The sequence below is a fragment of the Micromonospora sp. I033 genome, from assembly GCF_053890995.1.
The window spans coordinates 1-14560 of the sequence record NZ_JBSSLX010000152.1 but is presented as its reverse complement, the minus strand read 5'-3'; the positions used below and the strand labels follow the sequence as shown (position 1 = coordinate 14560).

13 protein-coding genes and 1 pseudogene are annotated in these 14560 nt (G+C 70.3%); 6 read left to right on the top strand and 8 right to left on the bottom strand.

From position 1 onward, the window contains the following. Positions 1-169 precede the first annotated feature (169 nt). Positions 170-820, top strand: a complete 651-nt coding sequence (locus ACW0Q9_RS21980; protein WP_456184205.1) for a futalosine hydrolase — start codon at positions 170-172, stop codon at positions 818-820. Here the strand turns inward: ACW0Q9_RS21980 and ACW0Q9_RS21975 are convergent. Further along, complete coding sequence (locus ACW0Q9_RS21975) at positions 792-1631, bottom strand: GNAT family N-acetyltransferase (RefSeq protein WP_456184203.1); 840 nt, start codon at positions 1629-1631, stop codon at positions 792-794. The genes ACW0Q9_RS21980 and ACW0Q9_RS21975 overlap by 29 nt on opposite strands. Before the next feature lie 484 nt (positions 1632-2115). On the opposite strand from ACW0Q9_RS21975, the gene ACW0Q9_RS21970 reads away from it, so the two are divergent. Next, complete coding sequence (locus ACW0Q9_RS21970) at positions 2116-2946, top strand: 1,4-dihydroxy-6-naphthoate synthase (protein ID WP_456184201.1); 831 nt, start codon at positions 2116-2118, stop codon at positions 2944-2946. Here ACW0Q9_RS21970 and ACW0Q9_RS21965 read toward each other — a convergent pair. Together ACW0Q9_RS21965 and ACW0Q9_RS21960 are read right to left on the bottom strand one after the other, a co-directional pair. Further along, a complete protein-coding gene (locus ACW0Q9_RS21965; RefSeq protein ID WP_302769305.1) occupies positions 2907-3293 on the bottom strand; it encodes a cold-shock protein in 387 nt (128 codons plus the stop codon). The two genes, ACW0Q9_RS21970 and ACW0Q9_RS21965, sit on opposite strands and share 40 nt — an antisense overlap. A gap of 28 nt (positions 3294-3321) precedes the next feature. Next, positions 3322-3945, bottom strand: a complete 624-nt coding sequence (locus ACW0Q9_RS21960; RefSeq protein WP_456184199.1) for an HAD family hydrolase — start codon at positions 3943-3945, stop codon at positions 3322-3324. Positions 3946-4006: 61 nt separating this feature from the next. Here ACW0Q9_RS21960 and ACW0Q9_RS21955 point away from each other — a divergent pair, with 61 nt between their 5' ends. Beyond that, a complete protein-coding gene (locus ACW0Q9_RS21955; protein ID WP_456184197.1) occupies positions 4007-6478 on the top strand; it encodes a helicase-associated domain-containing protein in 2472 nt (823 codons plus the stop codon). Here ACW0Q9_RS21955 and ACW0Q9_RS21950 read toward each other — a convergent pair. Continuing rightward, positions 6475-6711, bottom strand: a complete 237-nt coding sequence (locus ACW0Q9_RS21950; RefSeq protein ID WP_456184209.1) for a hypothetical protein — start codon at positions 6709-6711, stop codon at positions 6475-6477. The two genes, ACW0Q9_RS21955 and ACW0Q9_RS21950, sit on opposite strands and share 4 nt — an antisense overlap. A 114-nt stretch (positions 6712-6825) precedes the next feature. Then, a pseudogene (locus tag ACW0Q9_RS21945) lies at positions 6826-7692 on the bottom strand (L,D-transpeptidase family protein). A gap of 174 nt (positions 7693-7866) precedes the next feature. Between ACW0Q9_RS21945 and ACW0Q9_RS21940 the strand changes: the two are divergent. Further along, complete coding sequence (locus tag ACW0Q9_RS21940) at positions 7867-9546, top strand: DNA repair helicase XPB (protein ID WP_456184195.1); 1680 nt, start codon at positions 7867-7869, stop codon at positions 9544-9546. Between the two features lie 328 nt (positions 9547-9874). On the opposite strand, the gene ACW0Q9_RS21935 is transcribed toward ACW0Q9_RS21940, so the two are convergent. The 3 genes from ACW0Q9_RS21935 to ACW0Q9_RS21925 all read right to left on the bottom strand — a co-directional run bounded on the left by ACW0Q9_RS21935 (position 9875) and on the right by ACW0Q9_RS21925 (position 13197). After that, a complete protein-coding gene (locus ACW0Q9_RS21935; RefSeq protein ID WP_456184193.1) occupies positions 9875-10879 on the bottom strand; it encodes a DUF6414 family protein in 1005 nt (334 codons plus the stop codon). Positions 10880-12312: 1433 nt separating this feature from the next. Next, on the bottom strand, positions 12313-12840 hold the full coding sequence (locus tag ACW0Q9_RS21930) for a DUF4365 domain-containing protein (protein ID WP_456184191.1): 528 nt from the start codon (positions 12838-12840) through the stop codon (positions 12313-12315). 147 nt (positions 12841-12987) lie between these two features. Continuing rightward, positions 12988-13197 carry a GntR family transcriptional regulator gene (locus ACW0Q9_RS21925; RefSeq protein ID WP_456184189.1) on the bottom strand — a complete coding sequence of 70 codons (210 nt, stop codon included), beginning with the start codon at positions 13195-13197 and terminating at the stop codon, positions 12988-12990. A gap of 376 nt (positions 13198-13573) precedes the next feature. Here ACW0Q9_RS21925 and ACW0Q9_RS21920 point away from each other — a divergent pair, with 376 nt between their 5' ends. Beyond that, positions 13574-13852, top strand: coding sequence for a DivIVA domain-containing protein (locus ACW0Q9_RS21920; protein WP_456184207.1), 279 nt, complete (start codon positions 13574-13576; stop codon positions 13850-13852). Continuing rightward, on the top strand, positions 13849-14115 hold the full coding sequence (locus ACW0Q9_RS21915) for a hypothetical protein (protein WP_456184187.1): 267 nt from the start codon (positions 13849-13851) through the stop codon (positions 14113-14115). Before ACW0Q9_RS21920 ends, ACW0Q9_RS21915 begins: the two co-directional genes overlap by 4 nt. The last annotated feature ends 445 nt before the right edge of the window (positions 14116-14560 follow it).

Genomic DNA, 14560 nt, shown 5'->3' with positions numbered 1-14560 from the left:
CCGCCGCCCCCCCCCCCCCCCCGCCGGCCCCGCACCGGGCCGACCCGCCCCTCCCGGCCGACGACGACCTGGCACCGCCGGGCTTCCACATCTACCGCCCGTCGTCCTCCGTCGGCGGGCCGGGCGGGACCGAGGACGAGAACCGGCGGGAGCCCCGGGGACCGGTGGCGTGAGCGGACTGCTGGTGGTGACCGCGGTGCCCGCCGAGGCGGACGCGGTCCGGGCGGGCCTCACCGACCCCACAATCACCGTCGCGCCGGTCGGGGTCGGCCCCGCCGTGGCCGGCGCCGCCACCGCCCGCCTGCTGGCGCTCGCCGAGGCGGCCGGTCGGCCGTACCGGGCGGTGGTCAGCGCCGGCATCGCGGGCGGCTTCGTCGGCCGCGTGCCGGTCGGCGGCACCGTGCTCGCCAACCGCAGCGTCGCCGCCGACCTGGGCGCCGAGTCCCCCACCGGCTTCATCCCGCTCGAGGAACTGGGCATGCCGCCGGAACTGCTCGGCGGCGGCAGCGTCGTGCCCGCCGACCCCGGCCTGCTGGGCGCCCTGCGGACCGCCCTGCCAGCGGCCACCGTCGGCGCGGTGCTCACGATCAGCACGGTGACCGGCACCGCCGCGAGCACCACGGCCCTCGCCGACCGGCACCCCGACGCGGTGGCCGAGGCCATGGAGGGGTACGGCGTCGCCGTCGCCGCCACCCAGGCCGGCCTGCCCTTCGCCGAGCTGCGGACGGTCTCCAACCCGATCGGCCCCCGCGACCGCGAATCCTGGCGAATGCGCGAGGCGTTCGCCGCGCTCACCGCGGCGGCCGCGGCCCTCCGCTAATCGGCCGCTCGAACCGCAGCGCCGCGGGCCGGCTCGCCTCTACCTCGAACCCGCACGCGACCAGGAAGCTGGCACCAGCGCTCTCGGCGATCGCGTGCGCCGACCGCACGCCCGCCCGGGCCATCTCTGCCACGAGCGCGGCGACCAGGCGCCGCCCGATGCCCAGCAACCGGTACGGCGGAGCGACGAGCACACCGTCCAGCACGACCTGCCGCTGACCCGGCTCGGGATGCCCGATGAGCAAGTCGCTGCTGCGTTCGTGCGCGCGCAACTCCCCGACGAGGCCGCCATCCGGCAATTCGGCGACGAACCGCCAGGAGGTCGACGGGAGCGCCGGGTCGGTGTAGCGGCGGACCAGGTGATCGCGGCGCACCCGCTCGCGCAGCCGATCCCGGTCCCGCACGATGCGATCGAGCCGGAACGTCACGGCTGGCAACGGAGGCCAGCGGTTAGGTGGCACGTTGAACCAGTGCGCCCACCAGGCACCGGGCCAGTCCTTCGGCTCACGCACTTCGTGGGCGTCCAGGTGGGCGGGGCAGTGCCGACCCGCCGCGTCCCGCAACTCCTCGTGCGGCACCGTCGTCAGCTCGACGCCGGTCGGCCCGTGGAGCACGAACCGACCGGCCGTGGCGCCGATGAGGCGCTCGACGGTGCGGAAGCTCGGATCCGGTGACCGCCCCGACTCGATACGGGCGATCGTGGCCTGCGGCACCCCGGACTTCCGGGCCAGCTCCCGCTGGCTCAGATCAGCCGCGCGGCGCAGCGCCCGCAGGGTCGCAGCCAGGTCGGTCACAGACTCGGCGTCGGTCACCGGGCCATGGTCGGGCGGCGCCGCGCTCGCCCTCAACCCCGCTAATCCACCTGTGGACAACCATGTGGAAAATCGGGCCAGCTGGGGACGCATGTCGTCGCTGGCCGACAGTTTCAGGTCGACCCGGGCATCCCGTCACCGCTGCTGAAGCGACTACGAACTTGATGACGTAGGTGACTCATGGCCTCGAGGCGGAGGTCGTTGCAGAGTCTCATAGACGATCCAGGCGTCACTGGGCCTCGCGCCGTTCAGGCTCACGCCGGCGCCGAGGCTGACGGAAACGCGCACGACGGGCCCCCGTCACACCCCGGTGCCGGGATGCCTGAGCGGGCGGGTCAAGGGTCGCCGCGATCCGCTTACGTCATCAAGTTTGTAGCGGCTGAACAGGAGGCATCGAGGCCGACGGGCGACGCGGCCGGTTGCTCGTCACACCCGGCGGGCCCGGGGTGGTGGGCACCGGATCCGGCGGGGTTACGGTGGGGGCGTGGCGCTCTCCCTGGCGATCTCGCCCTGCCCCAACGACACGTTCGTCTTCGACGCCCTGGTGCACGGCCGGGTGCCCGGCGCGCCGCCGGTCGAGGTGACCTACGCCGACGTGGACGTCACCAACACGGCCGCCGAGCGTGGGGCGTTCGACCTGGTGAAGGTGAGCTACGCGGCGCTGCCGTGGCTGCTCGACGACTACCACCTGCTGCCCTGCGGGGGTGCGCTGGGGCGCGGCTGCGGCCCGCTGGTGCTCACCCGGGGCGACCGGGCCGACCTCTCCGGCGCGACGGTGGCGGTGCCGGGCGAGCGGACCACGGCGTACCTGTTGTTCCGGCTGTGGGCGGCCGACCAGGCACCGGCGCGGATCGAGGTGGTGCCGTTCCACGAGATCATGCCGGGGGTGGCGGCCGGGCGGTACGACGCCGGGCTGGTGATCCACGAGGCGCGCTTCACCTACCCGCGACACGGGCTGACCGCGCTGGTCGACCTGGGCGAGTGGTGGGAGGGCGACACCGGGCTGCCGATCCCGCTCGGCGCGATCCTGGCCCGCAAGGGCGCGGTGGACCCGGTCGAGGCGGCCGCCTGGATCCGCGAGTCGGTCCGGCAGGCCTGGGCCGACCCGGAGGCCAGCCGGGAGTACGTCCTCGCGCACGCGCAGGAGATGGAGCCCGACGTGGTGGACCGGCACATCGGCCTCTACGTCAACGAGTTCACCGCCGACCTCGGAGAGGACGGCTTCGCCGCCGTGGAGGCGCTGCTGGGCCGGGCCGCCGACGCCGGGCTCGTCCCTCAGACCTCCAGCTCGCGCGCCACCGCGTGGACCAGCTGAGCGATCTTCTGCGCGGTCTTCCGGTCCGGGAAGCGGCCCCGGCGCAGGTCCGGCTGGACCTTCGCCTCCAGCACCTTGATCATGTCTTCGACCAGGCCGTGCAGCTCCTCGGCGGGCCGGCGGCGCAGTTCCGCCACCGAGGGCGGCGCCTCCAGCAGCTTGACCCCCATGGCCTGGGCGCCCCGCCGGCTGTCCACCACGCTGAAATCGACCCGCTGGCCGCCCTTCAGGTCGGTGACACCCGTCGGCAGCGCGCCCTTCGGCAGGAACACGTCGCCACCCTCGTCACTGGTGACGAACCCGTATCCCTTGGCCGCGTCATACCACTTCACTCGACCCGTCGGCACCTGAAAACCCCTGCTTCGCTCGGAACCTCTACCCCTCCAAGGCTAGCCCGATGATCCGGTCCAGCGCCGCCGGGAATCCGGTGAGATCATCCAGCACCAGGTGGGCTCCGGCGGCGCTCAGGTCCTCCCTCGGGCACGGGCCGGTCGCTACTCCCACGCCCGGGATTCCCGCAGCCTTCGCGGCGGCCATGTCGGCCACGTGATCGCCCACGTAGAGGGTGGCGCCGTGCTCCCGCAGCGCGGTCGCCTTCTCCTCGGCGAACAGGTCGCCGGCCAGCTCGTCGACGGCCAGGCCGAGGTGGTCCAGGTGCAGCTTCGCCAGCCGGCCGATCTTGGAGGTCACCACCATGACCCGGCCGCCGCGCGCGTGCACCGCCGCGATCGCCGCCTCCGCGCCGGGCATCGGCAGGGTCGGGGTGATCGCGTACGCCGGGTAGAGCTCGCGGTACATGGTCACCGCCTCCTCGACCTGCTCCGGCGGGAACCAGTGCGCGATCTCGGTGCGCAGCGGCGGCCCGAGGCGGGAGACCGCCAGCTCGGCGTCGACGGGCACGCCGGTCCGCGCGGTCAGCGCCCGGTAGGCGGCCGCGATGCCGGGGCGCGAGTCGACCAGGGTCATGTCCAGGTCGAAGCCGACCATGAGTGAGGGCATTCCGAGAACGTACCCGTCCGAGGGGCGGGACAGCCCCCGGCCGGGCTAGCGTGGAACGACGATGACCACCTCACTCGCCGACCACCTGCGGACCCTTCCCGACGAGTCCCTCGCCGCCCTCCTCCAGCTGCGGCCGGACCTCGTCGTGCCGGTGCCGGCCGACGTCTCCGCCCTCGCCATCCGCGCCCAGTCGCGCGTCTCCGTGGCCCGGGCGCTCGACGGGCTGGACCAGTTCACCCTCCTGATCCTGGACGCCGCCCGGCTCACCCGGGGCCCGGACGGCGGCGGCACCGCCACCGAGGCGATCCTGGCCCTGGCCACCGCCGGCCCGCACCCGCCCGCCCCGACCGCGGTCCGCAGCGCCGTGAACAAGCTCCGTGCGCTCTTCCTGCTGTACGGGCCGGAGCACGACCTGCACGTGGTGGGCGGCGTCGACGAGGTGTCCCCGTACCCCGCGGGGCTGGGCCGGCCGGCGGCGGAGCTGGACCCGCGGGCGGCGGCCGTCTGCACGGACCCGGCGAAGCTGCGGCGGACGCTGCTGGCCGCGCCGCCCTCGGCCCGGGCGATCCTGGACCGGCTCGCCGCCGGCCCGCCGGTCGGCACCGTGCCCCCGGGCGCGCTGGAGGCCCCCGCCACCGGCGCTGAGGACGTGCTTCCGCCGGACCTGGTCAACGGCGGCGCGGCCACCGGCTCGCCGATCCGCTGGCTGGTGGAGCACCGGCTGCTCGTCCGGATGTCGGCCGTCAAGGGCGGCGGCACCGTCGAGCTGCCCCGCGAGGTGGCGCTGCTGCTGCGGCGGGACAGCGGCCCGCTCGGCCCGCTGCGCACCAGCCCGCCCGTGGTGTCGAGCCCACCGCGCGAGGCCAAGGCCGTCGACTCGGCCGGAGCCGGGCAGACCATGGAGGTGGTCCGGCACACCGAGGCGCTGCTGGAGGCCCTCGCCGCCGAGCCGGCCCCGGTGCTGCGCTCCGGCGGCGTGGGCGTCCGCGACCTGCGCCGGCTGGCCCGCGGTCTGGGGCTGGACGACCCGACCACCGCGCTGCTGTTCGAGGTGGCGTACGCGGCCGGGTTGCTCGGCGAGATGGACCTGCCCGGCGCGGTCACCACCCGGCACGGCGGTGATCAGCAGATCCTGCCCACCGGCGGGTACGAGGTGTGGCGGGCCGCCTCGCTGGCCCAGCGCTGGGAGCAGCTGGCCCGGGCCTGGCTGACCATGACCCGCCAGGTGGGCCTGGTCGGCCAGCGGGACGATCGGGACCGGCCGATCTCGGTGCTCTCCGCCGAGGCGGAACGGGCCGGCGCGCCGGCTGCCCGGCGCTTCGTGCTGGCCGTGCTGGCCGACCTGACCCCGGCGACCGCGCCGACCCAGGACGAGGTGCTGGAGCTGCTGGACTGGCGGGCGCCGCGCCGGGCGCGGGGCCGGGAGGCCGCGCACCGCGAGGTGCTGGCCGAGGCGGCCCAGCTCGGGGTGACCGGGCTCGGCGCGCTGACCTCGTACGGGCGGCTGCTGCTGGCCGAGCTGACCGACGCCGACGAGCGGGCCGAGGACCCGCTCGGGCTGTACGCCGACGCCGAGTCGGGTGAGCCGTCCACCGCCGTCCGCGCGCTGGACGCGCTGCTGCCCGCCCCGGTCGACCACTTCCTCGTGCAGGCCGACCTGACCGTGGTGGTGCCCGGCCCGCCAGACCCGGCGCTCGCCGCCGAACTGGACGTCGTGGCGGAGCACGAGTCGGCCGGCGGGGCGAGCGTGCACCGCGTCACCACGGCCAGCGTCCGGCGGGCCCTGGACGCCGGCTACACGGCCGACGACCTGCACGCGCTGTTCCGCCGCCGGTCGCGTACCCCGGTGCCGCAGGGGTTGACCTACCTGGTGGACGACGTGGCGCGCAAGCACGGCGGGCTGCGGGTGGGCTCGGCCGGCGGCTACGTGCGCAGCGACGACGAGGCGCTGCTCACCGAGGTGCAGGCCGACAAGCGGCTGGAGGCGCTGGCGTTCCGGCGGTTGGCCCCGACGGTGCTCGTCACCCCGTACCAGGTGAACCGCATGCTGACCGCGCTGCGCGACGCCGGTTACGCGCCGGTGCCCGAGGATGCCGGCGGCGCGGCGGTGCTCGCCCGGCCGAAGGTCCGGCGGGCGCCGGCCCGGGTGCCGGTGACCAGCCGCGGCCTGGACCCGCTCGCGGCCCCGCGGCTGCCGATGCCCCGGCTCCTCGGGGTGGTCGAGCAGATCCGCCGGGGCGAGGCGGCGGCCCGGGCGGCGCGGCGGGCCCCGGCGGTGGTCCGTGGCGGGACGGCGGCCACCGGCCCGGCGCCGGCGCACACCCACAGCGACGCCCTCGCGGTGCTCCAGCAGGCGGTACGGGACAAGGCGCTGGTCTGGGTCGGCTACGTCGACGCGCACGGGGCGACCGCGTCCCGGCTGGTCCGGCCCGTCTCGATCGGGGCCGGCTACCTGCGCGCCGAGGACGAGCGCACCGAAATGCTGCACACCTTCGCGCTGCACCGGATCACCGCGGCGGTGCTGGAGGACTAGTCGCCGTTGCGGCGCAGCGTGCCGACCACCGAGACGGTGAGCAGCAGGGCGAACGCGGCCCCGGCCGACTCGCCGACCGAGTCGACGAAGCCCTGCCGCTGCACCAGCAGCCCGAACAGGAACCAGCCGAAGATGCCGGCGGCCGCGGCCGCGTAGCCGACCAGGGCCGCCGGTGAGACCTCCTGCTGGCGCGCCCGGTCGTCCTCGGGGAGCACGTCGTGGTCGACGGTCATCTCCAGTCCCTCCCGCCCCGTGGTGGACCCGGCCTCCAGCGTGGCACCGGAAGGGGTCACCCGGACAGGGGATAAAACCCTGATCCGGGCGGGACGGTCACGTCCGGGCTGGTATCAGGTGCCAGAGCGGTGGCCGAAGACGACCACGCGGGTGCCGACCGAGCCCAGCTCCCAGAGCCGCACGGCGTCGCGGTGCAGCAGGTTCACGCAGCCGTGCGAGCCGATCCAGGGGTTGTGCAGGTAGGTCGTGGTCTCGTGGAAGCCGATCCCGCCGTTGAACCGCTGCCAGTAGGGCAGCCAGACCTCGTACGGGTTGGACCACTCGCGCAGGTTCTTCCCACCCACCGAGTAGGTGCCGGTCGGGGTGGCGAAGCCGGCCATGCCGGTGCGGGTCACCGTCGGTCCCATGACGACCTTCCCGCCGCGCATCGCCCAGACGGTCTGCCGGGTCAGGTCGACGCAGAAGGTGGTGCCGGAGCCGGCGTTGCAGCGCCCGGTGTCGGTGCTGGCCAGCCGCTTCGCCACGTCGTACGTGGTGGCGCCGGCGCGACCGGCGGCCGGGCTGATCCCGTAGCGGCGCTGGAACTTCTTGATCGCGGTGCAGTCGGCGGCCGACTGCTAACCGTCCACGGTCAGCGTCCCGAAACCGCCCAGCCGGGTCAGGTACGTCTCCACGGCCCGCTGGTGCTCCCCCTGCGGGCACCCGGTGGACCGGGACGGGCTCGGCGTGGCCGGCTTCGGCGTGGTGCTGCGGCTGGGTTTCGGCGTGGCCGTCCGGCTCGGCTGCGCCGACGGGGACGGCGCAGGCTGCTCCGGCGTGGGCGGCGCGCTCGCCCCCGATGCCTCTTCCGTCAGGCCGACGGGGGCCGGGGCGGCGGCCCCGGATCCGTCGCCCTGCGGATCGAGCGCACACGCTCCGACGCCGACCAGCACGACCGCTGCCAGGCTGACGGCCCGGACGACGAACCGGACACGCTTCATGGGCCCTCCCCCTGGACAGTTGTCTCGCTTGCTAGACGTACGCGAGGAGTGTGACGTTGCCTGTCCAGCGAGACTTTTTCCGGACACCTTTTCGCGTGCAACACTGGATGGTCCGCCTCCGGCAGGTCAGCCGCCGGGTGGGCGAGAATTCCGGCATAGGGAGAGGACGCTGGCGTGAGCGGTGGACCACTGATCGTGCAGTCGGACAAGACCCTGCTGCTGGAGATCGATCACCCGGACGCCCAGGCGTGCCGGATGGCCATCGCGCCCTTCGCCGAGCTGGAGCGCTCCCCCGAGCACGTGCACACCTACCGGCTCACCCCGCTGGGGCTGTGGAACGCCCGGGCCGCCGGCCACGACGCCGAGGGCGTGGTGGACTCGCTGATCAAGTACTCCCGCTACCCGGTGCCGCACGCCCTGCTGGTCGACGTGGCCGAGACGATGGACCGCTACGGCCGGCTCCAGCTCGCCAACGACCCGGCGCACGGCCTGGTGCTCCGCGCGCTCGACCGGGTGGTGCTGGTCGAGGTCGCCAAGAGCAAGAAGCTCGCCGGCATGCTCGGCCCGAAGCTCGACGACGACACCATCCAGGTGCACCCCTCCGAGCGGGGCCGGCTCAAGCAGGCGCTGCTGAAGCTCGGCTGGCCCGCCGAGGACCTGGCCGGCTACGTCGACGGCGAGGCGCACCCGATCGAGCTGGCCGAGTCCGGCAAGGACGGCGGCAAGCCGTGGACGCTGCGGTCCTACCAGCGGGAGGCCGTCGAGGCGTTCTGGGCCGGCGGCTCCGGCGTGGTGGTCCTCCCCTGCGGCGCCGGCAAGACGCTGGTCGGGGCGGCGGCCATGGCCGAGGCCAAGGCGACCACGCTGATCCTGGTCACCAACACGGTCGCCGGCCGGCAGTGGAAGCGCGAGCTGATCGCCCGCACCTCGCTCACCGAGGAGGAGATCGGCGAGTACTCGGGCGAGCGCAAGGAGATCCGCCCGGTCACCATCGCCACGTACCAGGTGCTCACCTCCCGCAAGAAGGGCGCGTTCACCCACCTCGACCTGTTCGGCGCCCGCGACTGGGGTCTGGTCATCTACGACGAGGTGCACCTGCTGCCCGCGCCGATCTTCCGCTTCACCGCGGACCTCCAGGCCCGCCGTCGGCTCGGCCTCACGGCGACTCTGGTACGCGAGGACGGCCGCGAGGGCGACGTGTTCAGCCTGATCGGCCCGAAGCGGTACGACGCGCCGTGGAAGGACATCGAGCAGCAGGGCTGGATCGCCCCGGCCGAGTGCACCGAGGTCCGGGTCACCCTGACCGACGCCGAGCGGATGGCGTACGCGACGGCGGAGGCCGAGGAGCGCTACCGGATGGCGGCGACGGCGCGGACGAAGCTGCCGGTGGTGCGGGCGCTCGTGGAGCGGCACCCGGACGAGCAGGTGCTGGTCATCGGCGGGTACATCGACCAGTTGCACCAGCTCGGGGAGTATCTCGACGCGCCGATCGTGCAGGGGTCGACGACCAACAAGGAGCGGGAGCGGCTGTTCGACGCGTTCCGGTCGGGTGAGGTGAAGACGCTGGTCATCTCCAAGGTCGGGAACTTCTCGATCGACCTGCCGGAGGCTGCCGTCGCTATTCAGGTGTCGGGGACCTTCGGGTCGCGGCAGGAGGAGGCGCAGCGGTTGGGGCGGGTGCTGCGGCCGAAGGCGGATGGGCGGCAGGCGCACTTCTACACGGTGGTGTCCCGGGACACGATCGATACGGAGTACGCGGCGCACCGGCAGCGGTTCCTGGCCGAGCAGGGGTATGCGTACACGATCGTGGACGCGGACGACGTCCTCGGCCCGTCGCTGCCGTCGTTCGACTGATTCCCGGTTGATCGATATTGCGGTGATCCCCCCGACATCACGCCTCTTAGACATCCGAGTCGGTCAGTGGCTGAGCCTCGTGAAGCCGCGCGAGAGCATCTGGTCGCTCTTCCTATAGACCTGATGTCGCAGCCAGCCCATCCGTCGGTGTCTCGCCTACTCGGCAGTCAACACGGGGACGGCTTTGCCCGGTACGCACTCCAAGATGGAGTTCTACCGGTGAGTTCGGGTCGGTGGCGAGACGGGAGTAGACATCCCGTTCACCGCCGACCCAAACAAGCCAGGATGACCCACGCAGGGTGGATCGGCGACAACGCGTGGCCACCCACTAGACGGCGCCCACCTCGTGTGGTCGTCTGGAGATGGTGCGGTAGACCGCCATCGGCACCACGTTGAATCCGGGCCACTGCGGAACATCGGCGAATCCAAGGGCCCCCAGGAAACGCATATGTGAATTGATAAAGCCGGCCGTCCGACCGCGGACGACATTCCCCGACCCGTCTGTAATGTCGACAGCCATAGGGCCTTGCCTATCCCTCTCGTCGGCATAGTGGCCGACTGTGCCAACCAGCGTCCACATCTGCTTGCCCGTGCCGTAGCGGGCAAACAGGATCTCCGGATCGCCGTCTAGGAAGTGCCGGCCCTCCTGAAGTCGCGCGCCAATGCTGAGGGTATCATCGTCTGTCGGATAAAGATTGAGGTGCAGCCCAGGAAGAAAGAGCCCTCGCGAGAGCTTCACAATGCCGCGGAGGTACTGCGGCCCAATCTCGCCGCCCTCCTCGCCCTTAATTGGGCTAAACTCTGGGATGGAGTCCTCAAGCTCGTGCGAGGCCGGCTCCTGCCCCTTCGAGCCCTTGCTCTTCGGGTTTCCTCTGTTGCTGCTGGCGCTTGGCCGTGAACTCTCGACCGCCCCGATTGCTTCCATACCCGAATACGTCGCACCGAATCCGGCCAAGTTGGCTGCAACATACCGTGCATCGAACAATGAACCTAGGGACGAAACGCGGATCAGAGTACCAGGAGGTGCTACTTCCTGAAGTCGCCCGGATTGCCAGAAGGAAGGGTCTTGCAGATCTTCCGACAGATCGTGAATTAGACTTTCGGAATCAAGAGCATCTTCGAGGGTAGGGAAGAGAGCGTCGCCGAGAGACTTCGTAACGTAGCTCTCCTCACCCCACCCTTGATAGTGCCCAGCAAAACCCTTGATGCCACCCTCGGTCCGCTTGTCACGCTTGGTCGTGTCACGCTGTTCTTCGCTGATCCCACCATCGAGCTGAGCTAGCATGCCACGCACCTTGTCGGTGTCGACGTATAGGAATTCGCGAATAAACATTTTTCCTCGATTAATGATTGATCCGGTTACTCACAGCGCCTGCCCTAGGCTCCGTCCAACAGGGCTGGACGATCCGCCGATTGACATGCAGAGATCCAACACAACAGGTCATTTAGCGAGATATTAATCCCGATCGGGCGAAGGCCCTTCAATCGCGCGGGGACCCTCAATTGCAGGGGGATCCTCACGCCGGTAAGGACGGATGCTCTTGCCGGGCGCATCCGCGATTGACCGGAGGCGCTCCGCAAAGCGCTCGCGGAGGCTCGACTCAGGGTCGGGATGAGGCAAGTCCGCGGCAGGAAGCATCATCTCGTCCACCGGCCTACACCGAACAGGGCTGTCTACCCGCAACGGCCGCCCCGGCGCTCGCCTTATCGTTCCCTCAACCAGAACAGCTCGCCCCTGATAATGCCAATTCCATGCCTCTAAATATTGGTCCATTCGGAGTCTTACTAAAACCTCCGCAGGGTGGCCCTGACGCAAGGTCGCCACGGCGATCTCCCCAAACGGATCATCTGGACTCTCGTGACGTAGCTGAACTATGGTTCCGGAGAACACGCGACTTGGGTCTACTCTTTGTTGGCGCAGCTTCTCGGCGGCGAGCTTAACTAGGTCGCCGGCCTCTGCTTCGATAGCAACACTTCGCGGCATCGTCTCCGGCGCAGGTATAGCTGGCGCCCAGTCAACGGTCGCCTCAAATTCCCCTATTGCTCGTTGCTTAAGAATGCCAGCTAGAGCACTACAGAACTCTCGGCTGACGCCCCGATACACCAGTTCGTGCACTTCACTCGCAGTGGGTGTACGAGCGGGATCCACAACCAGCTCTCTTACTGCCTGCATCGACTGAGCGAAGGTACGAACGACGCGTCTCTCGAACGGCTCTGTGGGAGCGCGATGGAACTCTCGCTGGTTATGGTCGAGCGTTGGCCTATGCAAATCCGGTTCCGAGGGTTCAGGCAGGGGAACCAGCACCGGGATTACGTATGAGCCCCTTTGCGTGTGACCCATGAGGGCTTGACGTACGACATCGTCGCCCAATTTCGAGTAGTTTGTGGCGATGTGCGCCCGCTCCCATCGGGCGGTAGTAGCAGTCGCGCGAAGCATGGCTCGCGCGGATGCGAGAATCCTCACGCCGGCTTCAAGCGGAATCGCGTCACCGATTCGAGAATCGTGGACTGCTCGCAGGCGCGTGACGTCGAAAAGTAGATACTTGGCTGCCGACGCCACCTCCTCCGGTGTCCGCATCTCCGTTTCTGCTAACCGGGCAAGCACGCCGGATATTAGTTCTTTATCGCCGTTGAGAGGTACGCCGATCCGGCGTCCGTCACGGATCCAAAGGGATCCCGCTGGCCCTGGTGGCTGCTCGGACCAGCCTTGGAAGCGGAGGTACGAACGCAGCTCGCTTACCGTGGGTAGTGCTGGCTCACTGGTCATCAGCACCCACCTTGCAGCTGCGGTTGAAAGCATGCGTCGACGTCGGCAGCCCACTGGCGCAAAGTCTCTGCCGTGAGTCGTTGGCTCTTCGGGACAGTGATACCTGGCCCCTCTGACATCTGGTCGACTCGGACCCAGAAGGCGGCGGCTCGATGCATGGTGCCGTCACTACGGTGGTCGAGCCAGCTAGCTTGATCATCCGGGTCGACCACGAGCAGAACGAAGTAGACCGGCAGTGCCGACTTGTGCCATTTGCTCCACCACTGCTTCTCCGCCGGCCAGGTTGCGGTGTCGCCTCCATTGATGCGGAACTTGCCCGTGCACTTGACCTGCACCCGCGCATCAGCGACGGCGAATTCGATGCGGCCGTCGATTGCGAGCACGTCCTCATCGATCGAGGTCTCGGCGAATCCAACGCCAGCTTGGCTGCATACGGCCCGGAGATACGCAACCCCAAACCTCGCCTTGCATCCGTTTACCCCGAGGGTCGAGATGCCCATCGAGTCGGGCTGATGGGGGATCACCATGAACAAATCATGACTGCCCCAAGGGACCGACGGTAGACCCCAGGTTGCCCAAGGCTACTGTTGCGAGTCGGTAATCCGACAGCGATGGCCAAAGTTGTGCGGCAACACGACGTCCGGCAGCCGCCGACAAATCGCCGGCAGGACCGGTCAGCGCCGCGGGGATTCCGCGACAAAGACGCCGCGGCCCGGGCGGCCGACCAGCACACCCTGCTCGCGCAGCCTTGCAACCGCACGGCTGATGGTCGACTGCGAGACGTCGTACTCGTCTGCCAGCACCCGCCCAGAGGGGAGCTGAGAGCCGGGTGGGTAGTTCCCGTTCTTGATCTTCTTCAGCAGATCGTCGAGCAGCTCGTCCATTGTGGGTGGAATAGGCACGTCAGGCCCCTTGCAGTCGGTTGGCCCGCCCAGTATCGATCAACCATCGCGGCACAGGCAACGCACCTAGCACCGGTGACATAGGTGGGTAGATGACTCTGAGACGCCCTTGACATAGGTGACTCGGTGGCAATACGGTCGCTCTCGGTGATGCGGTGCCGCTGCGGTCGGTTGGCGCCTCTCGTACCGGTCTCGCATCGCCGTCGAGACCTCACTCTCCGCGCTCCCGCAGCGCGGCCCTGCCGCCGTACCCGATTCAAGGCCGCAGGGCAGGGCGACCTCCGCCGACCGCAACCGGCGGAGGCCGCCCCACCACACTTCGACGCAACCCGACGAAGGGCGGTCCCCCGTGCGCAACCTGATCCGTCGGCTAGCGGGCCGACGCGAGGAGAGCCAACCATCGGCACAAGCCCGCAGAAGACAGCCGCTCCGCCCCTGGCAGATCCGCGAGCGCTGCTTCAACGTCCGCCGCCGCGGCCTCGACCCGGCCGAAATCCGCACCTTCCTACACCAGGTCGCCGACGAACTCACCGTCGCGCAAATTGCGCTGCGAGCAGTGCAGGAGGAGAACGTCCACATCAAGAACGCCCTGCGCGCGTGGCAGAGCGCCCAGTCGGCGAACCACCGCTACCGATGACCGACCGCTGGGTGATCCACCTGCCCGTCACCGCGCCGGACCTGCACCGCGCCCGGATCCTCGCCCGCACCGCCGCCCGCCTGCTGGCCCAGCTCAGCGCCCGCGTCGAGCCCGGCGGCGTGACCGTCTCGGCCGAGGACCAGCAGTGCGTACGCCATTGGGTCTTCTGCGACCGCCCACTGCCCGGCGGCGGCCGCTGCGCCCTGCCGGTCGACCACACCGGGTCCTGCACGCGCCGCGCACCTTGGCTCACCCGTCACTGAAGCACCACCGGAGCGGCAAGCGCCGGCGAATGACCGCCGCCCCACCGGGTACGCGACCTACCGGCGGCTCGCGCCGCCGAACCGCCATCTCCGATCTGACAGACGAGAGAAGAGAGGCACGCGATGAAGGACAGAATCCTCACTCCGGTCAAAAAGGCCGCAAAGAGCATCATGGTGCGCCGTAGACGCGGAGACGCCACGATCACCAAGCGGGGACGCTCCACACGCCCCGGCCGGCTCTACCAGTAGCCCGAGACGCCAGGACGGCCCAAGAAGACACGTACTGCCAGGCGCGCTCGGCCTCCAAGAAGGCCGAGCGCGCCAGGTCTTGCTCAAGGCAACTTACGAAAGGCGGCGCAGGTAGCGGGCCCGTCGGCCGGCATCCACGAACCCGAGCCGCCGATACAGCGCCGCAGCCGGGTTGTTGTCGTTGACGCAGAGCCAC